Here is a 21,715-nt window from a genome sequence, read left to right as displayed (position 1 = left end):
TATAGAGCATAATTTTTTTAGTAGGGATACGCAAGCCGAAAGGAAAATTATATATATTTTTATTAGGAGATTTTATGAAAAAGTTTTTATTAGTTTTACTTGCTTTTTCTAGTGTTGCTTTTGCTGCAGAAACTGAAATCGGTAGCGAGTTATTAAAAGCTTGTTCTGTTTTAGCTGCTGGTATTGGCTTAGGTGTTGCTGCACTTGGTGGTGCTATTGGTATGGGTCATGCTGCTGCTGCGACTATTGCAGGAACTGCTAGAAACCCTAGTTTAGGTGGTAAATTATCAACAACTATGTTTATTGCTATTGCGTTAATTGAAGCACAAGTAATTTATGCTCTAGTTATTGGATTAGTATTATTATACGCTAACCCATTTTTAGGATAATTTTAGGCTACTTTTGTAGCCTTTTTGCGTTTATGGTGGAATTGGTAGACACGCTATCTTGAGGGGGTAGTGCCAACAGGTGTGCGAGTTCAAGTCTCGCTAAACGCACCATGAAAAATAATATTACAAAAGGATTTTGAAGTGAAATTATTAGTAGTAGATGATAGCTCTACAATGAGAAGAATTATTAAAAATACTTTACAAAGATTAGGTCATGAGGATGTTTTAGAAGCTGAACATGGCGTGGAAGCTTGGGGATTGTTATGTGCAAATAGCGATATTGATGTTTTAATAACAGATTGGAATATGCCTGAAATGAATGGTCTTGAACTTGTTAAAAAAGTAAGAGCTGAAGCTAAATATGCAGATATGCCAATCATCATGGTAACTACTGAAGGTGGTAAAGCAGAAGTTATTACAGCATTAAAAGCTGGTGTTAATAACTATATAGTAAAACCTTTTACTCCACAAGTATTAAAAGAAAAATTAGAAGATGTTTTAGGATAATTATGCGTAATACTTATCAAGAATTAGTTATTAAAACAAATAATTTGGAGTTTATTAGTGATTTTGTATTTGCGTTTGATGTTGATGCAATTGAAGAAAAAAATGATGAATTAATTGTAAGAAGTGATAATAATCTTGATGATTTAGTTTTTGCGTTAGGCGAGTTAAAACAAAAACTTAATGATGCTAATTTAAATATTAATCTTACTTATGAACTTTGTGAAAAAGAGAATAAGGATTGGATTAATGAATATAAGAAAAATATAAAGCCAATTTTAATAGATAATATATATATACATACTACTTGGCAAGAGCCTAAAGCAGGCTATGTAAATCTAAAAATAGATCCAGCTTTAGCTTTTGGCTCAGGTCATCATGAAAGCACAAATTCTTGTGTAGAATTTTTGCAAAAATATTATAAAGGTTGCAAAACAGGTCTTGATGTAGGATGTGGTAGTGGAATTTTGTCTTTAGTTATGGCTAATTATGGTATTAGTGTTGATTCTTGTGATACTGATGAATTAGCAATTATGAGTACTAAAAATAATTTTGAGTTAAATAATCTTAAAATTAATAATATTTGGCAAGGTTCTTGCGATAAAGCCAAAAAGAAATATGATTTAGTAGTAGCAAATATAATTGCCGATGTGATATTAATTATTAAAAATGATTTGATAAAAAATCTTAATGAGAACGGAGTTTTAATTCTTTCTGGTATTTTAAATACTTATTCTGAAAGGATTAAAAGTCAATTTTCTTCACTAACTTTAGTTGATGAGAAAATAAAAGGAGATTGGCTAACTTTAGTTTATAAGGTGAAAAATGAATAATAATGAAAATAAGAATTCTAATAAAAATCCAATAGTTATATTTTTAATTTTTTCACTATTGGTATTTGGTGGGTTTTCTTTATTTTTTGAAGAAGGTGGAATAGCTGATAATGGAAATAAAATAAGTTATTCTGACTTTAAGAAAAAAATAGAGACAGGTGAAATAACAAAAGTTCAAATAGGACAAACTCAAATAAAAGGTAGCGGGCTTAACTCTAGTTATACTGCAAACTTAGTAAGAGATTCAAATCTTACTACTTTACTTGATAGTAAAAATGTAAATTACACATCTTATTCTGAAAATAACTTTTTATCTAATTTATTATTTACTTGGATAATTCCAATTTTTATATTTTTTGCTATTTGGGGATTTATTACAAATAGAATGCAAAAGAAAATGGGTGGCGGAATTTTAGGAATTGGAAACTCAAAAAAATTAGTAAACTCTGAAAAACCAAAAGTAAAATTTGATGATGTAGCAGGTGTTGAAGAAGCAAAAGAAGAAGTAAAAGAAATAGTAGATTTTCTAAAATACCCAGAAAGATATATTAAATTAGGTGCTAAAATTCCAAAAGGTTTATTATTGGTTGGACCTCCAGGCACAGGTAAAACTCTTTTAGCAAAAGCAGTTGCAGGTGAAGCTGATGTTCCATTTTTTAGTGTTTCGGGTTCAAGTTTTATAGAAATGTTTGTAGGTGTTGGTGCTAGTCGTGTTAGAGATTTATTTGAAAACGCTAAAAAAGAAGCTCCGGCAATTATTTTTATAGATGAAATTGATGCTATTGGTAAATCTCGTGCAGCAGGTTCACATATGGGCGGGCACGACGAAAGAGAGCAAACTTTAAATCAGCTTTTAGCTGAAATGGATGGGTTTGGTTCAGAAAGCCCTGTAATTGTATTAGCGGCTACAAATAGACCTGAAGTGCTAGATGCAGCATTACTTAGACCGGGTCGTTTTGATAGACAAGTTTTGGTTGATAAGCCAGATTTTAAAGGAAGATGCGATATTTTAAGCGTTCATATGAAAGATGTAAAAATTGCTAAAGAAGTTAAAGTTGAAGATATTGCAAGACTTACGGCAGGACTTGCTGGGGCTGATTTAGCAAATATAATAAATGAAGCTGCGTTACTTGCAGGAAGAAATAATAAAAAAGAAGTAGAGCAAGGCGATTTAACTGAAGCAGTTGAAAGAGCTATTGCAGGACTTGAGAAAAAATCAAGAAGAATAAGCGATAAAGAGAAAAAAATTGTAACATATCATGAGTGTGGACATGCTTTAATAGCAGAGACAACTAAAGGTGCTAAAAAAGTTACAAAAGTTTCTGTTATTCCTAGAGGTTTAGCAGCGCTTGGTTATACTTTAAATACTCCTGAAGAAAATAAATTCTTAATGCAAAGACACGAGTTGATTGCAGAAGTTGATGTTCTTTTAGGTGGTCGTGCAGCTGAGCATGTATTTATTAAAGAGATTTCAACAGGTGCTAGTAATGATTTAGAAAGAGCAACCGATATTATAAAAGCAATGGTTTCTATGTATGGTATGAGTGATATTGCTGGGCTTATGGTTTTAGAAAAACAAAGAAATCAATTCTTAGGTGGTGGTCAAACTATCAAGGATTATTCAGATGATATGGCTCATAAATTAGATGAATATGTTAAAAACTTACTTGATGAGAGATTTAAATCTGTTGTTGCTACTTTAGAACAATATAGTGGAGCAATTGAAACAATGGTTGAAAAACTTTATGAAAAAGAAGTAATAGAAGGTAGTGAAGTAAGAGAAATAATTAAAAATTATGAAATAGAAAATAATTTTGAAACTAGATTAAGTGAGATAGAAAAATGAATTTAATAGCAAATTGTGGAAAAAAGATAATATTAATTGCTTGGATAATATTTATATTATTTACTTTAATATTTTCTTTTTCTTGTTTGTTATTTTTAATTTTAGTATTACTACATTTATTTTATAAAAGGGTTGAGAGAGAAATAACTGATTATGATAATAATACTATAGTAAGTCCAATTGATGCAAAGGTAGTTGAAATATATGTTGATGAAGATAATAAAAATATAGTATTAACTTTAGAAAAAAATTATTTTAGCTTATTTTTAAATTCTTCAGAAGTTAGAAGTGTGATAAAGTCTGAAGATATTTATAAAAAGCAATTTAATGGTTTAAAATATAATGATAATTTTTATTCTAATGCTACTGAAATAGTATTCAATAAAGATATTTCATTAATTTTAAAACCTGCTAGGTATTGTGTAAATTCTTTTTATGACATAAAAAAAGCTTTTAAAGGTCAAAGAATTGGATTTTTTTCAACAGGATTAGTTGATATAAAATTACCATATAATTGCACTTTATTAGTTGGAATGCACGATAAAATCTTAGCTAATGCAGATATTGCAAAGATTGGAGAATAAAATGGAAAAAAATTCTCATAAATTAGCTTATATTTTACCTAATTTATTTACAGCAGCATCTATATTTTTAGGCGTTTTAAGTATTTTAGCGTCTATTAAAGGCGATTATGATAAAGCTATGATTTTAATTATAGTAAGTTTGATTTGTGATGGTCTTGATGGTCGTGTGGCAAGACTTACAAATACAGCTTCAAAATTTGGAGTAGAATTTGATAGTTTAGCTGATATTATTGCTTTTGGAGTTGCACCTGCTATATTATTTTATTTTAATTTAGGTCAAGAGTATGGAAGACTTGGTTCTCTTGCTATGGCTGTTTTTATAATATTTGGTGCAATTCGCTTAGCTAGATTTAATGTTACAACAGGCACATATGACCCAAGAGTTTTTATAGGTCTTCCAATTCCAACGGCTGCAGTTGTTTTAGGTATTTGGGTTGTGTTTTATAAACACCATTTTGATAATAATTCATTTATAGAAATTTTTATTATATTTCTTACGTTTTTATTGTCATTTTTGATGGTGAGCAATGTAAGGTATCCAAGTTTTAAAAAAATAGAATTTCAAAAAGCAAATATTTTAAAAGCTTTAGTGATTTTAATTTTTATTTGTTCTCTTATATATTTACGCCCTTTAGAAATTTTTACCTTAATAATGAGTGCTTATGTTATTTATGGTTTATCAAGAGCTATTTATAATTTATATATAAAAAAGATTAAAAAAGTAGGATAAATATGTTGGATAATAGTAGCGTAGCAGTATTTATAGATGCAGAAAATATACCTGCAAAATATGCTAGAGAAATATTTGACTACGCTTCTAATTATGGAAATGTTATTATTAAAAGAATATATGCTGATTGGAGTAAAGAAAATATTCAAAATTGGCGTGAAAAAATATTTGATTATGGCATTATTGCAATGCAGCAATTTTCTACTTCATCGGGTAAAAACTCATCTGATATGTATCTTACAACCGAAGCTTTAAGCATATTTTATGAAAAACAAATAGATGTTTTTGTTATAGTTTCAGGTGATAGTGATTATACGAGTTTGGCTCAAAAATTAAGAGAAAACAAAAAATTAGTAATCGGAATAGGGACTAATAAATCTTTAAAATCATATGTAAATTCATTTAATGAGTTTTTTTATTTGGATAATGAAAAAGTTAAAAGTAATGATAAAGACAGATTAAAAGCAATTCCAAAAGAGCAATTAAAAGAATTAGAGCAAATAATTGATAATTTAATTGATGAAAAAACTAGAGCAGAATATGCAGTAATAAATACATATATGCAGAAAAAATATTCTGATTTTCACGCTAAAAATTATGGTTTTAGTAGTTTTAGACAATTAATTGAGAATTTTATTTTAAAACATAAGGAATATCAAGAAAAAGTATCTGATGATAGATGTACTTATTATCTTGTGAAAAATTCTACACTCCTTCGCCCAAACAAGGGCGATATAGACTAAAAATTTATTAATAATACATATACTAACAATACATTAAATTAAAGGAAAGAAAAAAAATGAGTGAAAGAATTATAATATTTGATACAACTTTAAGAGATGGTGAGCAAAGTCCAGGTGCTTCAATGAATACAGAAGAAAAAATCCAAATTGCTTTAGCGCTTGAGCGTTTGGGTGTTGATGTTATGGAAGTAGGGTTTGCAGCATCTAGTCCAGGAGATTACGAAGCGATTAATAAAATTGCACAAATTATTAAAAACTCAAGCGTTTGTTCTCTTGCAAGATGTGTAGAAAACGACATTATTCAAGCAGGTAAAGCACTTGAGCCAGCAGCTAAAAAACGCATTCATACATTCATTGCGACAAGTCCAATTCATATGGAATACAAGCTTAAAAAAACTCCAGCAGAAGTTTTAGCAACTGCAGTTAAGAATGTAAAATTAGCTAAGAGTTTATGTGATGATGTTGAGTTTTCTTGTGAAGACGCTTTAAGAAGTGATGTAAATTTTTTAAAAGAAATGGCTGATGCAGTTTATGAAGCAGGTGCAAGGACATTTAATATCCCTGATACGGTTGGATATAGATTACCTGATGAGATTTATAAGGTATTTAAAGAAATTAGCGATTATACAAAAGGAAGACTTATAGTATCAGCACACAATCACAATGATTTAGGTTTAGCTACTGCAAACACACTTGCTGCTATTAAAGGTGGTGCTAGACAAATTGAAGTTACTCTAAATGGCTTAGGTGAGCGTGCAGGAAACGCTGCTTTAGAAGAAGTTGTGATGGCTTTAAAGGTTAGGGCTGATGAATTAGGCGAGTTTTATACCACAATTAATCATAAAGAAATTTACCCATCAAGTAGATTATTGTCAAATATAATCGGTGTAAATCCACAACCAAATAAAGCAATAGTAGGTAAAAATGCCTTTTCTCACGAAAGCGGAATTCATCAAGATGGCGTGTTAAAACACCCTGAAACTTATGAGATTATGAAAGCTAGTGATATAGGCTTAGTTCAAGATAATTTAGTCTTAGGAAAACATAGTGGAAGAGCAGCGTTTAATGATAAATTAAAATCTCTTGGCTTTACATTAGATACTGATGAGTTAAATCGTGCATTTGCAGAGTTTAAAGACCTTTGTGATAAGAAAAAAGAAGTATTTGATGAGGATTTAATAGCAATAGTGGCTGCTGATAAGATTAAAATAGAAGAGAAATTTAAGCTAATAAACCTTCAAGTAAGCGATTGTTCATCAGCACTTGCGACTGCTGCTGTTACTATGGAGTGCGATGGAGAAATATTTAGCGAAGCAGCTATTGGAGATGGTGTAATTGATGCGGTATTTAAAGTAATTGATAGAGCTAGCAAAGTAAATGGTAGCTTACTTGATTATAAGGTTGATGCGGTTAGTAAAGGTAAAGATGCTTTAGCTCAAGTTAGTGTAAAAGTTAGCTTTGAAGGTCAGCGTGCAATCATTGGTCACGGGCTTGACCTTGATACTATGAAAGCTAGTGCTAAGGCATATTTAGGTGCATTAAATAGCTATATTTCAATGAACAAATGATGAAAAAAGTTATAGAATTTGTAACGGAATTTAATAAGTTTGCTAAGGATAATTCCTTAGCACTTATAGAATTAGAACAAGCAAATTTCATAGCTAGTGCAAAAGACACTCTAAATCTTAGTAATATTGTAAAAAATATTATTTCTATTAAATTTTATAACCTTTATAAAGGAATAATTTTTTCTGATTTAGATTTATTTGTAGATAGAATACAAATATCACAATTTAGCCTAATTGATAAAAAACATATGTTACTTTTATTAATAGCTAGTAGAAGTGAAAAATACGCTCAAACTCTAACCAGTAGTTTAAGAGAAGATGAAAGAAAATTTCTTAATACTTATCTTAAAAAAACTAAGGAATTTGTAAATTATGTATTGGATAAAAACAATAAAGACGAAATAGCTTTATTTTTATATGATTTAAATTCTTTTAGAAAATACTTAAAAAAAGATGAATTTTTAATGCCTACGAAAATTTCTAATGCTTTTAATTGGGTTAAAAAAATTGATGATAAAAATATTTTAGATGAATTAGAAAATAGTAAAAAATCATTATTTTTATCAAGAAGAAAATATTATGATAAATTAAATATATATGAAGATGTTGTGAAAGATTATAAAAAATATGAAAAAAAATTAGATTTAATTATTAAAGAGTTTAAATCAAATTCTAATTTATAAATTAAGTAAAATTCAAATATACTAAAAGTTCTTTATTATTATGATTTTTTATACTAAAAGTATTGCCTAATGCTTCGTTTAAAGTCCCACTATTTAGATATTTAAAATTAAAATTATTTAGCTCATATTTAAGGTTTTGTGAGCTAAATTTAGCTCTTTTATCAAGGCAAAATAATGATATTTGCTGACCTTTATAAGAATTAGCAGTAAAATCAGTATTTTTTATAAAAAATTCCCCGTAATTTGTAATTAGTTTTAGATTTATTGTCTTATTAAAGCGATTTTTTAATTTAAAATATTGAAATAATAAAGCTATATTTGCTATAAAATGGTCATCTCTTTTGCCCCCAGCACCAAGGATAAAAATATCACTAAAATCCATTGATAAAGCGTATTTATAGGCTTTTGTTAAGTCATTTGTGTTTTGATTTTTTACTTTAATTATTTTTGCTTTTGTTTTTAGATTTTTAAAACTATCTAAATCCCCAATAATTACATTAGGCTCATAATTATTAGCCAAAAGCAAATTAGCAGCACCATCACAGGCTATTAAAAAATCAGCATTTTTTAGATAATTTAAGGTTATTTTATTGGTGCAAAACTCCCCATTAGCCATAATCACGCAAGTCATTTTAAATCCTTTTTCCAAGAAAATAAGTAAATAATACCTAAGATAAAAAATAAAATCATAAGCATTAATACAGCTAAATTAGAACTATCTTCAATGTAAAGAATAGCCCAAATATAAATAGAAGCAATGTTTGAAATACTTATATAAATATAATGATTTATTATTTTTTTTAGACTTAAAATAGTTGCGATAAGCCCACTTGAGAATATAAAGCTTTCAAGATAAATAAATCTTGACTCTAAATTCTGTAAATAAAAAGAATAAAAATAAGCAATAATAAAAATTGCTATATAAATTAATATAAAATTTTTCAAGCTTAAAGTCTTAATTAAAGTATTTTTATTCCAATAAAAATAGCCATAAATCATCATAGGAAAATAGCATAATAAATACAAAAATACTTCTCCAAAAAGTCTATTTATATAAGCAATATAAGCATAAATTAAAGCATTAAATACACCTACAATAAAGCATAATTTATTTTTTACTCCCATTAATAATACATATAAAATTCCAGTAAAAAGGGCAAAAAAGTTTAAAACATTTGAATTAGTAAAATAAGCAAAAGCTAAACTAAAAATAAGCGAAGTTAAAAATAATCTCATAATATCTCCTTAATCAGCATTACCTGTCCAAGTTCAATGGGTTTAATCTCAGCTAAAAGCACCCCAAAAAAATCTTATTATAATTATAAAAATTAATAATCTTATTAATCAATTTGTTTTATAATCACAGCTTTTAATTTACACCAATTTGGAGGTCAAAATGGCTTTGGATTCGGCAAGAAAAGCTGAAATTATCAGCAAATATGCAAGATTTGGTGGCGACACAGGTTCGTCTGAAGTTCAAATTGCTTTACTTACAGAAAGAATTGCAATATTAACAGAACACTTAAAAGTATTTAAAAAAGATTTTTCATCAAGACTAGGACTACTTAAATTAGTTGGTCAAAGAAAAAGACTTTTAAAATATTTAAAAGCTACAAAATACGATGTTTATGTTAAATTAATTAACGAATTAAACATTAGAGATAAATAATTCTTAGCCCCTTTTTGGGGCAAAATACTATGATTTTATACGATAATTTAGAAGAAATTACCTACCTTGAAAAACTAGCAAATTATCTAAGCTCTAAAGATATTGAGCTTGTTTTAACCAATAATGATGAAATGCAAGAAATCAATAAAAATGCAAGAAATATTGATAAAACTACTGATGTTTTAAGTTTTCCACACGATAATTCTTTTTTAGATACTAATTTTTTAGGCTCATTAGTTATTAATACCGAACTAGCAAAAACTAAAGCTTGTGAATTAGGGCATAGTTTAGAAGATGAAATATCTTTATTATTTATTCATGGAATGTTACATTTATTAGGGTATGACCACGAAATAGATAATGGCGAAATGAGAGCAAAAGAGATTGAGCTAATAAAAGAATTTAATTTACCAACAAGCCTTATAGTAAGAACTTTAGATTAAATCTTTTTATGTAGAATGATAACTATTTTATTTTTTAAAAGGATATTCTATGGAACAAAATGCTTTAGTTCAATTTTTACCATTAATCGTATTATTTGCGATTTTTTATTTTTTAATTATTCGCCCACAACAAAAACAAGCAAAAGCACATAAAGAAATGCTAAATTCACTTACTAAAGGTGATAAAATAGTTACTAATGGTGGTTTAATTGTTGAAGTTGTAAAGGCTGAAGATGATTATTTAAAAATTAGATTAAATGATGATGTTGTTGCTAAATTAGATAAAAATTTTGTAGCTAGAAAAGTAGAAAACACAAATAATTCGGAAGCAACAAAATAATGCGTAATCAAAAAACAAAAAGTATCACATATCGTTTTTATGTTTTAGTTTTTGTTACACTTTTTGGCATATTTTTAAGTGTGCCAAGCTTTTTTTCTATAAATGGTCCTAAGATTAATTTAGGGCTTGATTTACAAGGCGGACTTCATATGCTTTTAGGTGTAGAAACCAATGAAGCTATAAAGTCTAAAGTAAAATCAATCGCTTCAAGTATTAATTATTCTTTTAATAAAGAAAATATTTTAACTGATGGATTTAAAAGTAATGATGGTGTAATACATTTTGAACTACTAGATAAAGATGATACTGCTAAAGTAGATAAAATAATTAAAGAACTAAAAGGCTTAAAAGTTAGTGTTAATAATTCTTTTTATGAGATTACTTTAACACCTGAAGAAGAAGTTCAAACTGCTAAATTTGCAATAGATCAAGCTGTAGAAACTATTAGAAATAGACTTGATTTATTTGGACTTTCAGAGCCAACTGTTGCTAAACAAGGTGAAGATAAAATCTTGGTTGAAATTCCAGGCGTAAAAACTGCTGAAGATGAGCAAAGAGCTAAAGATTTAATAGCTAAAGCCGCACATTTACAACTAATGGAAGTAGATAGAGCTAAGGCTGATCAAGGCAATATGTTAAGTCCTGAAGAAGCAGCAAGTTATGGAGATATTATTTTACCTGATGTAAAAGATAAAAATATTAAATATGTTTTAAAAGAATTACCTATTTTAGATGGCTCTATGTTAATTGATGCTAGAGTAGGATTTTCTGATAAAACTGCTCAACCTGTTATTAATTTTACACTTAATTCAGAAGGTGCAAAAATATTTGGAGATTTCACAGGTAAAAAAGTAGGTCATCAATTAGCAATAGTTTTAGATGGTAAGGTATATTCAGCTCCTAGAATTAATGAAAGAATAGGTGGTGGTAGCGGACAAATTAGTGGGAATTTCAGTGTTGAAGAAGCACACGATTTAGCTATCGCACTAAGAAGTGGGGCTTTATTAGCACCTGTTAAATTACTTGAAAAAAGAAGCGTAGGACCAAGTTTGGGTGCTGATAGTATTGAGCAAAGTTTAGTTGCACTTTTAGGTGTATTTTTGATGATTGTTGTTTTTATGGGAGTTTATTACGGAATTAGTGGTTTGTTTGCAAATATTGCTCTAATTTCTAATATATTCTTATTAGTAGCAGTAATGGCACTTTTTGGAGCAACGCTTACTCTTCCTGGTATGGCTGGGATTGTTCTAACTGTCGGTATGGCTGTAGATGCGAATGTTATTATTAATGAGCGTATTAGAGAGCTTATAAGAGATGGCGTTAATTTAAGAGATGCTATAAATAATGGTTATCATAACGCAATGAGTGCGATTTTAGATAGTAATCTAACTACTTTAATTACAAGTGCTGCATTATATGCTTATGGAACTGGTGCTATTAAAGGATTTGCTGTTACTATGAGTATAGGAATAATTGCATCTATGATAACAGCAATTATAGGAACTCATGCTTTATTTGATTTATTTGCTAATAGAATTGAAAAAAGTGGCAATACAAGACTTTGGTTTGGTTATAGGAGAGTGTGATGCAAGTATTTTCTAGTAAAAAAATATATGATTTTATGAGGCTTAGATTTGCATCTATTGGCTTATCTTTTGTTTTAGTTATTGGCTCTATTATTTTATTATTTACACAAGGTCTAAATTATGGAATTGATTTTAGTGGTGGGACTTTAGTTCAGATAAAATACACTAATAAAAATGCTCCTTTAGATGATATTCGTAATATCTTAAATCAAAATGAAGCTTTAAAAGGTGCTAGCGTTACGGAATTTGGAAGTAGTGATGAAGTAGTAATTAGATTTTCAAGTTCAAGTGATAGTTTAGGTAAAGATGTAGGAGATACTATTGTAAAAATGTTATCTTCAACAGGCGATATTGAGCTAAGAAGAGTTGATATTGTTGGACCAAAAGTTGGTGGAGAATTAAGACAAAAAGGTTTAATGGCTATTTTAGTATCTTTTGCACTTATTTTAGTGTATATAGCTATTAGGTTTGAATGGCGTTTTGCTATGGCTGCAATTATTAGTGAAATTCACGATATTGTAATAGTTATTGGAGCGATTTCTCTTTTTCAAATTGATGTTAATCTTGATACTTTAGCAGCTATTTTAACCGTTTTAGGCTATTCACTAAATGATACAATTATTATTTTTGATAGAATTCGTGAAAGCATAAAAGAGAGTAAAAGCACTAATTTAGGTAGCATTATTAACGAAAGCGTATCAGCAACCTTATCAAGAACAACTCTTACATCAGGAACAACACTCTTTACGGTTTTAATTTTGTTTTTTTATGGTGGAGATATGATACACGGCTTTTCTCTTGCTTTAATAGTTGGGGTTATTGCAGGAACTTTAAGTTCAATTTTTGTAGCAAGCCCACTTTTAATGTGGTTTAATTTTAGCGTTAGTAATTATAGAACTAAAGAGCTTGATAAAATCAAGAAAAAAGAAGAAAAAGAACGCCTAAGAGCAATGTATGAAAAAGGACAATTATAATGGATTTTGGAAGAGTAATTCATATATTCTTTACATTGATGAGCTTAACTACAACGGCTGGCTTTTTATATTATCAAAGCCCTGTGGCATTATTTATAGCAGCTAGCATTAATTTGGTTTCAACACTTTTAAAAATTGGTGTTAGAAATATTTTAAGCACAGAGATTTTTGCAAGTTCACTTGTAACTGATGTGCATTTAATAATAGCTTTTGTTTTAACTCAAATTTATGGAACTAGTATGAGTGATTTGGTATATAGTATGACAATAGGTGCTGTAATATCAAATATATTTACACTTATTTTAGTATTGATTGAAGCTATTAAAAATAAAGATGAATTTTAAGGACTAATTTATGTATAACGCAAAAGAAGTTGAGAAAAAATGGCAAGAAATTTGGGATAAAGAGAATTATTACGAACCTAGTAATGATTTTAGTAAAGAAAAAAAATATATATTATCAATGTTTCCATACCCAAGTGGTAAAATCCATATGGGACATGTAAGAAACTATGCAATAGGTGATGCTTTAGCAAGACGCTTTAGAACTATGGGCTATAATGTTTTACACCCACTAGGGTTTGATAGTTTTGGTATGCCTGCTGAAAATGCTGCTATAAAATATGGGCTTCATCCTAAAAAATGGACTTATGAAAATATTGATTATATGAAAAAAGAGCTTTATTCTTTAGGTTTTTCGTTTTCTAAGACAAGATTGCTTGCTACAAGTGATGAGATTTATACTAAATTTGAGCAAGAAATTTTTGCAAAAATGTATGAAGCAGGTCTAATTTATACAAAAAAAGCTAATGTAAATTGGTGTGATAATGATAAAACCGTTTTAGCAAACGAACAAGTTGAAGATGGCAAATGCTGGAGATGTGGTCATGAAGTAGAGCAAAAATCTATGAATGGCTATTATGTAAGAATTACAAAATATGCTGAAGAATTATTAAAAGATTTAAAATATTTAGAAGATAAATGGCCAAATCAAGTTTTAACAATGCAAGAAAATTGGATAGGCAAAAGCGATGGATTGGAATTTGAATTAGATGTATCAAGTTCTAATAAAGATTTAGATGGATTAAAATTCAGCGTATTTACAACCCGTGCTGATACGATTTTTGGGCTTTCTTATTTTGCTTTAGCACCTGAACATGAAATTACTAAAAAAGTTTTAGAAACTAATTTAATAAGTGAAAATGATAAAGACAAAATTAAAGCTATGCAAAATATGAGTGCTAAAAATAGAGCTCAAAGTGAAAAAGAAGGCGTATTTTTAGGTATTTATGCAATTCATCCAATAACTAAAGAAAAATTACCTGTATGGGTAGCAAATTTCGTTTTAGCTGATTATGGTAGTGGTGCTGTTATGGCAGTTCCAGCTCACGATGAAAGAGATTTTGAGTTTGCTAAAAAATATAATTTAAATATAAAATATGTAATAAATGGCGAAAATAAAAAAGATAATGAACCTTTTACTGAATATGGAATTTTATTTGATAGTGCAGAATTTAGTGGCTTAGATAGTGCTAGTGCTAGAATTGCAATTGCTAAAGAATTTGAAAATAGAAAAATCGGTAAAAGTATAATCAATTATAAATTAAGAGATTGGGGTATATCTCGTCAAAGATATTGGGGAGCTCCTATTCCGATTGTTAAATGCGATACTTGTGGAAGTGTAGTTGAGAATAACTTGCCTGTAGCTTTACCTGAAGATGTAGTAATTGATGGAGAAGGAAATCCACTTGAAAAACACCCTACATTTAAACAATGTAAATGCCCTAAATGTGGAAAAGACGCAATTAGAGAGAGCGATACAATGGATACATTTTTCCAAAGTTCTTGGTATTTTGCAAGATTTGCAAGTAATCCTAGCAATTGGAATACAAAAGCAATTGATGATGAAGCAAAATATTGGATGAATGTAGATCAATATATTGGCGGTATTGAACACGCGATTTTACACTTATTATATGCTAGATTTTTCCAAAAAGCTTTAAGGGATTTAGGATATTTAAATGTAGATGAGCCGTTTGAACGCTTACTTACTCAAGGTATGGTTTTAAAAGATGGTGCTAAGATGAGTAAAAGCAAGGGCAATACGGTTGATCCTGATGATATTATTAAAAATTACGGAGCTGATACTGCAAGACTTTTCATACTTTTTGCTGCACCACCTCAAAAAGAATTAGAATGGAATGATAGTGCGGTTGAAGGTGCTTATAGATTTTTAAATAGACTTTATGATAAGGCTTTAGGGATTAATGTAGTTGATTTTAGTAATATAAATCACGCAAATCTTAGTAAAGATGATAAATTAGCAAGACTTAAAGTATATGAAGCTTTAAAAAAGGCTGATGATGTATTTAATAAAACTTACGCATTTAATACATTAATAGCTGCTTGTATGGAAGGCTTAAATGCTTTAAATAACGCAAGTAGTGATGAAGTTTTAAGTGAAGGTTTTGCAATAATTTTAAGCATACTTGACCCAATTATCCCACATTTAGCAAGTGAGTTAAGTGAGAAATTATTTAATAGAACAAATATTAAAACTTATGAATTAAAAGAAGAAGTATTTGTAAGCGATACAATAAAACTTGGAATTAGTATTAATGGTAAAAATAGAGCAGAGATTGAAGTTGATGCAAATGCTAATCAAGATGAAATTATCAAAATAGCAAAAGATAAAGCAGCTAAATGGCTAGAAGATAAGATTATCGTAAAAGAAATTTATATTCCTAATAAATTGGTAAATATTGTAATTAAATGAAAAAAATACTTTTAAGTTTTACATTATTTTTTTGTGCTTGTGGCTATGCACCTTTGAATGTAGCCACTAGCAAAATGTTAGGCGAAAGTGTCAATGTAATTACTATTATAAATAAGGCTGAACCTAAAGATAGTATTACTTTAAATGATAATTTTACGAATTATGTAGAACATTATATGCATAAAAGTGTTAGTAAAACTGCAGATAGTAAGATTATTTTAAGAATTCTTAGTAGTGAATTTATACCTTTATATTATGATGAATTTGGATACGCTAAGAGTTATAAAGCTATTATTAGATTAGAATTTAATGTAACTTTTCAAGATGAAACAACTAAAAAAATCATAACTTCAGGTGAGCATATTTTCAATACAAATACAATTAGTGTTTTAAGTGATGAGCAAAAAAGTAGAGCTATTAATTTAGCTAGCCAAAAGGCGTTTAACGAATTTGCTTTAAGAATTATTATGTAGTTAATAATTAATTTTGTTTTGTTAGTATTAAGAAAAAATTTTAAAGAGAAAAAATGTCTATTAATATTAATGTGATTGCTAAAGAAACAATTGTAGAACTTACCAAAAGGAACTTATTATTAACTCCTGAAAATTATTCAGAAGTTTTTGATGAGATTGCTAAAAAGTATGGAAGAACAACTCAAAATATTGATAAAATTCAAGGGTATATTTCTAAATTAAATCCCACATTAGCTCAAGATGTAAAAGGAAGAAATGTAAAAAGCTTAGAAGAATTAGTAGTATTTTTAATCTCTAAAGCTAATGGTATAAAAGAAGATAATAGTGATAAAAAGCTCATAATAAACTATAATATAATTTGTAAAAAATTATTAAAAATATTATCAAATTTACCAAATAAATCAACTAAAACTCTTAGCGAAGAAGCTTTAAATAAATTAAATAATTCAAGTCTAAAAACATTAGAAGAATTAAAAAAAGATTGGATTAGGGTAGATGATGATTTATTAGAACTTAATAATAAAATTCAACATTTAGGATTAAACTCAAGAGATGATTTTTTAGAAATTTTAGATGAATTATCTTTAAAAATTGAAAGAAATAATGCTAATGCAGTATGTGAAAATTTAGCTCCATCTGTGGCTTATTCTTTAACTCCATCAATTGCTAATTATGTAAATGATGAAATCAATCAGTTTTGTGAAAGTATAAATGCAGAGCCGCAAATATTAGGCGTAAAGCAAATTACAGAACAATTTAGAAATCTAGTCAAAAAAAGAATAGATATTGATAGGGCAGAAATTTCAAGTTCAAATAAAGTTTTAAATGATGTTTTAGAGCAAATTAGCGATAAGATTGTAAGTATTCTTAGCATGGCTACAAATTCTCAACAAAAAGTTCAAGAAATTAAAAAAGAAATTGAAAGTATTAAAGCTGAAGATGAAGCTATGCAGACTATTAAAGCAAGATTGATAGCTATAGTTGCTATGTTTGAAAAAGAAATAATAGATTTAAAAGAAAAAACAAAATTAGATGCCGATACTTTAGGTGATCTTAAAATTAAAGTTCAAGGACTAGAGCAAGAAATTAACAAACTAAGAGAAGAAACTCAAGTAGATTTTCTAACTCAACTTGCAAATAAGCGTCAATTAGAAGAACAATTAAAATTAGCCGAAGAATCTTATGAAAGATATAATATCAATTATTCAATAGCATTTTTTGATATTGACCATTTTAAGTTTATAAATGATACCTATGGACACGCAGCAGGAGATACTATACTTGCTAATTTAGGAAATATTATTTTAAATAACATTAGAAAATTAGATTGTGCGGGGAGATATGGTGGGGAAGAATTTATGGTAATTCTTCCACATTCATCAATTGATGATGCAGTAAAATTTGCTGAAAAAATTAGAGTTTTAGTATCAGAGCAAAAGTTTTTATGTAAAGGTAAGACTATTAGTATAAAAGTAAGCGGTGGGGTTAGTGATAGAAGAAGCTATGAGACCCAAGAGCAATTTATTGAAGCTGTTGATAAATTATTATACGCAGCAAAAAATGCAGGTAGAAATAATATAAAAAGTGCAAGTAGAAAATAAACTTTCAAATTATTTAGATAATTTAGCGGAATTTTACGAGAAATTTGACCTTTTTAAGGCTCATAGATTTAAGCATTTGCTAAATTATGATTTTGATACAAAAGTAGTGCAAATTTTAGGCACTAATGGTAAAGGTAGTACGGGAAGATACCTTGCTTTAATGCTTAGTGATAGCGGGTATAAAGTAGGGCATTTTATAAGTCCACATATATTCTCTTACAAAGAAAGATTTAGTATATTTCAAAATCAAGTTATGCAAGATATTGATTTAGATATAGCTCATAATATTTTGCAAGATAAATTAAAAAAGCTTAATTTAAAAGAAAATCTTAGTTATTTTGAATATTTATGCTTTTTATCACCTATTGTTTTTAGTGAGTGTGATTATGTTATTTTTGAAGCTGGACTTGGTGGAGAATACGATGCTACAAGTATTTTTAAAAGAGATTTATGTGTATTTACTCCGATTAGTATTGACCATGCTGATATTTTAGGTTCTAATTTAGATGATATTTTTAGAACTAAAATTAAAGCAATGTGTGGTGTTAATATTTTTGCTAATAAAAATGAGATGATATTAAAAGCGGCCATTCAAAAAGGAGTTAAGGCTAGTTTTTTGAGTGCTGATTATTCAAAATTATGCCTTGATGAAAATGAGTTTTTAAAACATAATTTTAGCTTAGCTCAACTTGCATATTTTGAGTTAGAAAAACATTTTTATATAGGTAAAGCAATTAAATTAGATTTAAGAGCAAGATGTGAAAAACTAGCAAGTAATTTAATAATAGATGTAGGGCATAACGCTGCAGCTGCAAAGAATTTAAATCAAGAAATTAAAAAACAATTCCCAACTAAAGTTAGTTTAATTGCTAATTTTTTTGCTAATAAAGATGTAAAAGATATTTTAAATATTTTAAAGCCAAGTATTAATGAAGTTTTGGTTTTTAACTATGACAGCGAACATAGAGCCTTAGCAAATGTTAAAGAGATTTGCAAAGAATTAGATATTAAATGCAGTGATTTTAGTGATTTTGATGCAGATAAAAATTATGCAGTTTTTGGCTCTTTTATGCTAGTAGAAAGGTTTTTGAGATTTTATGCAAGCAAATCTTTATGAGTATTTAATAAATAATAAAAATTATGCAAAAATTATTATATGTGAAGACTTAAACGAAGCAAAATCTTTATCAAATGTAGCTTTATATTTAGGGATAAATAGTTTTATTTTACCTGATTTTAGAGCAGAGATTAATGACGATTTACGCTCGTTTTCTATGGAATTATTTGATATTTCAAAAGTTTTAAGTGATTATTATGATTATCAAGATAAAAAGATTTTAATAATACCTATTAATACTATTAAAAAACCACTTCCAAGTAAAGATGATTTAAAATGTTTAAAGATTGAATTTGGCGATAGGATTAATTTAAATTCTTTAGCAAAAGAGCTTTTAAGGTTAAATTATAATTTAGTTGATATGGTTCAAAGTCCAGGAGAATTTAGTATAGGTCATGAAAAAATTGATATTTTTTCATTGAAATATGAAAATCCAATTAGAATAGTTTTATTTGATGATGAAGTAGAAAGTATTAAATATTTTGATGCAAGTTCTGGACTTAGCTATAAAGAAGAGTGTGAATATTGCGATATTTTGCCGTTAATTTCATATGTAAGCGAAGAAAAATACGAAGAAATCAAAGAAAGTATTTTAAATAATGATGATTTAAATGAATACGAAAGCGTATTTTATTGGCATTTAAAACTTAGTAATTATTTAGAGTTTTCTTATGTTTGCACGAAAGAATTTGAATTAGGAAATATAATTTCTAAAGCTAAAAAATATAGCGATATGGTGTTTAATCCTAGCAATGATTTTTTCAAATTAAACTCAAATAAAAAGATAAAATTACTAGCTAGTAACGAGAATAAATTCTTAGATTATAAATTAGGTGAAAATGTAGAAAAAATTATCTCAAATGCAGTTTTAAATATTCAAAGCGATGATGAATTAATATTAAGTCTTAATAAATATTATAAAAAAGAGAAAAAATATAAATCAAGCATAGTTTTAGATGAGCTTATAAAAAATGATTATGTAGTTCATGAGCGATACGGCGTAGGTAGATTTTTAGGATTAGAATTAATAGAAAATGAAGGAAAAAAGCAAGAATTTATTGTGATTGAATATCAAAATGAAAATAAATTGCTACTTCCAACTAGCTCACTTTATTTGCTTGATAAATATATTTCAAGTTCAATTCCTGAACTTGATAAATTAGGCAAAAATACTTTTGTAAAACTCAAAGAAAAACTTAAAACTAAATTATTAGCAATTGCAGGTGCTATTACTGAACTAGCAGCAAAAAGGCAGTTAATTGTAACAAAGGCTATTAAAAAACCACTTGATTATGAGATATTTAAGGCTAAAGCAGGATTTGTTTTAACAAGTGATCAAGAAAAAGCAGTTAATGATATTTTTGAAGAGATAAGCAAATGCACTCCTATGGATAGATTACTTAGTGCTGATGTTGGTTTTGGTAAAACCGAAGTCGCAATGCACGCAATTTTTGCCTGTGTTAAAAATGGTTTAAATGCCTTATTTTTTGTCCCGACTACACTTTTATGCTCTCAACATTATAAAACACTTAAAAATCGTTTAGAGCCTTTTGGAATTCAAGTTTTTAGACTTGATAGATTTTCTAATACTAAAAAGGCTATTATGAATACAAAAGAGCCAAAGGTTATTATAGGAACTCACGCTTTACTTAGTTTAGCAATTGATGATGTTGGGCTAATTGTAATTGATGAAGAGCATAAATTTGGCGTAAAGCAAAAAGAAAAATTAAAAGATATAAGTATAAAAGCTCATCAATTAAGTATGAGTGCTACTCCAATCCCAAGAACGCTTAATCAAGCTTTAAGCACACTTAAGACTTATTCTCAAATTCTAACTCCGCCTAATGATAGATTAGATGTAAGAACTTTTGTAAAAACTTATGATGACGCTTTAATTAAAGAAATCATAGCAAGAGAGCTTAGGCGTGGTGGGCAAGTATTTTACATACATAATCACATAGCTTCAATTGAACATAAAAAACGCTATTTAGAAGAGCTTTATCCAAAGCTTAGAATTTTAGTTTTACATTCAAAAATACCAGCAAATGAAGCTGAAGAAAAATTATTTGAATACGAAGAGAAAAAATATGATTTATTATTATGCACGAGCATTGTTGAAAGTGGAATTGACTTAGCAAATGCAAACACCATAATAGTAGAAAAATCAAATCATTTCGGCATAGCTGATTTGCACCAACTTCGTGGTAGAGTAGGTCGTAGCAAAATACAAGGATTTTGTTATTTTCTAGTTGATAACGAAGAAAGTGTTAGTGAAGATTCTAAGAAAAGATTATTAAGCTTAGCTAGTAATTCGTATTTAGGCAGTGGTAGCACTCTAGCTCAAATGGATTTAGAAATAAGGGGCGGTGGTAATTTATTAGGTGCTGAACAAAGCGGACATATAGAACAACTTGGCTATGCGCTTTATATTAAAATGCTAGAAGCTGAAATTAATCGACTAAGTAAAGGAAATATCACAAAAGAGATTAAATACGAGCAAAAATTATTAGTAAATGCTTATATAAGTGATTATTTAGTGCCTAACGATAAGCTAAGATTAAGTCTTTATAGAAAAATAAATGAGTGCGATAATTTAGCTAGTTTATCTACTATGCAAGATTCTTTTAATGATAGATTTGGCAAATGTGATAGCTATACAAGAAATTATTTTTCACTTATGGCAATTAAAATTTTATGTATTAAGCACGGATTTTGCGAAGTTAGTAATTATGAGCAAAATATAAAACTTTTAAAAGATAATGGTGAAAGAATTATTTTAAAAGCATCAAGTAAAAGCGATGATGATATAATAGATACTTTATTAAAATATTTAAATTCTTTATAAGAATTTAAATAT

Annotated in this window: 22 protein-coding genes and 1 tRNA gene; 21 read left to right on the top strand and 2 right to left on the bottom strand. The window is 28.1% G+C overall.

From position 1 onward, the window contains the following. Positions 1-74 precede the first annotated feature (74 nt). The 10 genes from AVBRAN12654_RS00425 to AVBRAN12654_RS00380 all read left to right on the top strand — a co-directional run bounded on the left by AVBRAN12654_RS00425 (position 75) and on the right by AVBRAN12654_RS00380 (position 7,880). Positions 75-389 carry a F0F1 ATP synthase subunit C gene (locus AVBRAN12654_RS00425; protein WP_214115881.1) on the top strand — a complete coding sequence of 105 codons (315 nt, stop codon included), beginning with the start codon at positions 75-77 and terminating at the stop codon, positions 387-389. Positions 390-415: 26 nt separating this feature from the next. Beyond that, positions 416-500, top strand: a tRNA-Leu gene (locus tag AVBRAN12654_RS00420). Between the two features lie 30 nt (positions 501-530). After that, positions 531-896, top strand: a complete 366-nt coding sequence (locus AVBRAN12654_RS00415) for a chemotaxis response regulator CheY (protein WP_214115879.1) — start codon at positions 531-533, stop codon at positions 894-896. A gap of 2 nt (positions 897-898) precedes the next feature. Then, complete coding sequence (locus AVBRAN12654_RS00410) at positions 899-1,726, top strand: 50S ribosomal protein L11 methyltransferase (protein ID WP_336613738.1); 828 nt, start codon at positions 899-901, stop codon at positions 1,724-1,726. Further along, positions 1,719-3,572 carry an ATP-dependent zinc metalloprotease FtsH gene (gene ftsH, locus AVBRAN12654_RS00405; RefSeq protein WP_214115875.1) on the top strand — a complete coding sequence of 618 codons (1,854 nt, stop codon included), beginning with the start codon at positions 1,719-1,721 and terminating at the stop codon, positions 3,570-3,572. The genes AVBRAN12654_RS00410 and ftsH overlap by 8 nt, the downstream gene beginning before the upstream one ends. Further along, positions 3,569-4,156: a hypothetical protein gene (locus tag AVBRAN12654_RS00400; RefSeq protein ID WP_336613737.1), complete on the top strand. Its 588-nt coding sequence runs from the start codon at positions 3,569-3,571 to the stop codon at positions 4,154-4,156. The genes ftsH and AVBRAN12654_RS00400 overlap by 4 nt, the downstream gene beginning before the upstream one ends. 1 nt (position 4,157) lies before the next feature. Continuing rightward, positions 4,158-4,886 (top strand): CDP-diacylglycerol--serine O-phosphatidyltransferase, encoded by a 729-nt coding sequence (gene pssA, locus AVBRAN12654_RS00395; RefSeq protein ID WP_214120015.1) that lies wholly within the window; start codon positions 4,158-4,160, stop codon positions 4,884-4,886. A 5-nt stretch (positions 4,887-4,891) separates the two neighbouring features. Beyond that, positions 4,892-5,629: an NYN domain-containing protein gene (locus AVBRAN12654_RS00390; RefSeq protein ID WP_239803716.1), complete on the top strand. Its 738-nt coding sequence runs from the start codon at positions 4,892-4,894 to the stop codon at positions 5,627-5,629. 56 nt (positions 5,630-5,685) lie between these two features. Beyond that, positions 5,686-7,197: a 2-isopropylmalate synthase gene (locus AVBRAN12654_RS00385; protein ID WP_214120014.1), complete on the top strand. Its 1,512-nt coding sequence runs from the start codon at positions 5,686-5,688 to the stop codon at positions 7,195-7,197. Next, complete coding sequence (locus AVBRAN12654_RS00380) at positions 7,197-7,880, top strand: hypothetical protein (protein ID WP_336612212.1); 684 nt, start codon at positions 7,197-7,199, stop codon at positions 7,878-7,880. The genes AVBRAN12654_RS00385 and AVBRAN12654_RS00380 overlap by 1 nt, the downstream gene beginning before the upstream one ends. A 1-nt stretch (position 7,881) precedes the next feature. Here AVBRAN12654_RS00380 and AVBRAN12654_RS00375 read toward each other — a convergent pair whose 3' ends face one another. Further along, positions 7,882-8,511 carry a thiamine diphosphokinase gene (locus tag AVBRAN12654_RS00375; protein WP_336613736.1) on the bottom strand — a complete coding sequence of 210 codons (630 nt, stop codon included), beginning with the start codon at positions 8,509-8,511 and terminating at the stop codon, positions 7,882-7,884. Further along, positions 8,508-9,116: a nicotinamide riboside transporter PnuC gene (gene pnuC, locus AVBRAN12654_RS00370; RefSeq protein ID WP_336613735.1), complete on the bottom strand. Its 609-nt coding sequence runs from the start codon at positions 9,114-9,116 to the stop codon at positions 8,508-8,510. The genes AVBRAN12654_RS00375 and pnuC overlap by 4 nt, the downstream gene beginning before the upstream one ends. Before the next feature lie 160 nt (positions 9,117-9,276). On the opposite strand from pnuC, the gene rpsO reads away from it, so the two are divergent. From rpsO to AVBRAN12654_RS00315, 11 genes are read left to right on the top strand one after another with little or no spacing between them, the layout of a single operon-like run. Continuing rightward, entirely contained in the window at positions 9,277-9,549 is a 273-nt protein-coding gene (rpsO, locus tag AVBRAN12654_RS00365; RefSeq protein WP_214115856.1) for a 30S ribosomal protein S15, read from the top strand. A gap of 29 nt (positions 9,550-9,578) precedes the next feature. After that, positions 9,579-9,992, top strand: coding sequence for an rRNA maturation RNase YbeY (gene ybeY / locus AVBRAN12654_RS00360; protein ID WP_336613734.1), 414 nt, complete (start codon positions 9,579-9,581; stop codon positions 9,990-9,992). A 49-nt stretch (positions 9,993-10,041) separates the two neighbouring features. Then, positions 10,042-10,332 (top strand): preprotein translocase subunit YajC, encoded by a 291-nt coding sequence (gene yajC / locus AVBRAN12654_RS00355; protein WP_214115855.1) that lies wholly within the window; start codon positions 10,042-10,044, stop codon positions 10,330-10,332. Continuing rightward, positions 10,332-11,918: a protein translocase subunit SecD gene (gene secD / locus AVBRAN12654_RS00350; protein ID WP_214115854.1), complete on the top strand. Its 1,587-nt coding sequence runs from the start codon at positions 10,332-10,334 to the stop codon at positions 11,916-11,918. The genes yajC and secD overlap by 1 nt, the downstream gene beginning before the upstream one ends. Beyond that, complete coding sequence (gene secF, locus AVBRAN12654_RS00345) at positions 11,918-12,892, top strand: protein translocase subunit SecF (protein WP_214115853.1); 975 nt, start codon at positions 11,918-11,920, stop codon at positions 12,890-12,892. The genes secD and secF overlap by 1 nt, the downstream gene beginning before the upstream one ends. Then, positions 12,892-13,236: a DUF6394 family protein gene (locus tag AVBRAN12654_RS00340; protein WP_214115852.1), complete on the top strand. Its 345-nt coding sequence runs from the start codon at positions 12,892-12,894 to the stop codon at positions 13,234-13,236. The genes secF and AVBRAN12654_RS00340 overlap by 1 nt, the downstream gene beginning before the upstream one ends. A gap of 10 nt (positions 13,237-13,246) precedes the next feature. Continuing rightward, positions 13,247-15,667, top strand: coding sequence for a leucine--tRNA ligase (gene leuS / locus AVBRAN12654_RS00335; RefSeq protein WP_214115851.1), 2,421 nt, complete (start codon positions 13,247-13,249; stop codon positions 15,665-15,667). Next, positions 15,664-16,140 (top strand): hypothetical protein, encoded by a 477-nt coding sequence (locus AVBRAN12654_RS00330; RefSeq protein WP_214115850.1) that lies wholly within the window; start codon positions 15,664-15,666, stop codon positions 16,138-16,140. Before leuS ends, AVBRAN12654_RS00330 begins: the two co-directional genes overlap by 4 nt. Positions 16,141-16,193: 53 nt before the next feature. After that, on the top strand, positions 16,194-17,741 hold the full coding sequence (locus tag AVBRAN12654_RS00325) for a GGDEF domain-containing protein (protein WP_336613733.1): 1,548 nt from the start codon (positions 16,194-16,196) through the stop codon (positions 17,739-17,741). Next, positions 17,725-18,858, top strand: a complete 1,134-nt coding sequence (locus AVBRAN12654_RS00320; RefSeq protein WP_336613732.1) for a Mur ligase family protein — start codon at positions 17,725-17,727, stop codon at positions 18,856-18,858. The genes AVBRAN12654_RS00325 and AVBRAN12654_RS00320 overlap by 17 nt, the downstream gene beginning before the upstream one ends. Then, positions 18,839-21,703 carry a DEAD/DEAH box helicase gene (locus tag AVBRAN12654_RS00315; RefSeq protein ID WP_214115847.1) on the top strand — a complete coding sequence of 955 codons (2,865 nt, stop codon included), beginning with the start codon at positions 18,839-18,841 and terminating at the stop codon, positions 21,701-21,703. The genes AVBRAN12654_RS00320 and AVBRAN12654_RS00315 overlap by 20 nt, the downstream gene beginning before the upstream one ends. Positions 21,704-21,715: the final 12 nt, after the last annotated feature.

Origin of the sequence: Campylobacter sp. RM12654 (genome assembly GCF_020137585.1) — a bacterium.
In the GTDB taxonomy this organism is placed as follows: Bacteria; Campylobacterota; Campylobacteria; order Campylobacterales; family Campylobacteraceae; genus Campylobacter_E.
The sequence above is the reverse complement of the archived record's forward strand: the minus strand, read 5'-3'. Positions and strand labels throughout refer to the sequence as shown.

Bases quoted from the DNA above. Each gene is read 5' to 3' on its own strand.
- AVBRAN12654_RS00425 (WP_214115881.1), top strand. From the start codon at position 75: ATGAAAAAGTTTTTATTAGTTTTACTTGCTTTTTCTAGTGTTGCTTTT.
- AVBRAN12654_RS00410 (WP_336613738.1), top strand. From the start codon at position 899: ATGCGTAATACTTATCAAGAATTAGTTATTAAAACAAATAATTTGGAG.
- ftsH (WP_214115875.1), top strand. From the start codon at position 1,719: ATGAATAATAATGAAAATAAGAATTCTAATAAAAATCCAATAGTTATA.
- AVBRAN12654_RS00400 (WP_336613737.1), top strand. From the start codon at position 3,569: ATGAATTTAATAGCAAATTGTGGAAAAAAGATAATATTAATTGCTTGG.
- pssA (WP_214120015.1), top strand. From the start codon at position 4,158: ATGGAAAAAAATTCTCATAAATTAGCTTATATTTTACCTAATTTATTT.
- AVBRAN12654_RS00385 (WP_214120014.1), top strand. From the start codon at position 5,686: ATGAGTGAAAGAATTATAATATTTGATACAACTTTAAGAGATGGTGAG.
- AVBRAN12654_RS00380 (WP_336612212.1), top strand. From the start codon at position 7,197: ATGAAAAAAGTTATAGAATTTGTAACGGAATTTAATAAGTTTGCTAAG.
- AVBRAN12654_RS00375 (WP_336613736.1), bottom strand. From the start codon at position 8,511: ATGACTTGCGTGATTATGGCTAATGGGGAGTTTTGCACCAATAAAATA.
- pnuC (WP_336613735.1), bottom strand. From the start codon at position 9,116: ATGAGATTATTTTTAACTTCGCTTATTTTTAGTTTAGCTTTTGCTTAT.
- rpsO (WP_214115856.1), top strand. From the start codon at position 9,277: ATGGCTTTGGATTCGGCAAGAAAAGCTGAAATTATCAGCAAATATGCA.
- ybeY (WP_336613734.1), top strand. From the start codon at position 9,579: ATGATTTTATACGATAATTTAGAAGAAATTACCTACCTTGAAAAACTA.
- yajC (WP_214115855.1), top strand. From the start codon at position 10,042: ATGGAACAAAATGCTTTAGTTCAATTTTTACCATTAATCGTATTATTT.
- secD (WP_214115854.1), top strand. From the start codon at position 10,332: ATGCGTAATCAAAAAACAAAAAGTATCACATATCGTTTTTATGTTTTA.
- secF (WP_214115853.1), top strand. From the start codon at position 11,918: ATGCAAGTATTTTCTAGTAAAAAAATATATGATTTTATGAGGCTTAGA.
- AVBRAN12654_RS00340 (WP_214115852.1), top strand. From the start codon at position 12,892: ATGGATTTTGGAAGAGTAATTCATATATTCTTTACATTGATGAGCTTA.
- leuS (WP_214115851.1), top strand. From the start codon at position 13,247: ATGTATAACGCAAAAGAAGTTGAGAAAAAATGGCAAGAAATTTGGGAT.
- AVBRAN12654_RS00330 (WP_214115850.1), top strand. From the start codon at position 15,664: ATGAAAAAAATACTTTTAAGTTTTACATTATTTTTTTGTGCTTGTGGC.
- AVBRAN12654_RS00325 (WP_336613733.1), top strand. From the start codon at position 16,194: ATGTCTATTAATATTAATGTGATTGCTAAAGAAACAATTGTAGAACTT.
- AVBRAN12654_RS00315 (WP_214115847.1), top strand. From the start codon at position 18,839: ATGCAAGCAAATCTTTATGAGTATTTAATAAATAATAAAAATTATGCA.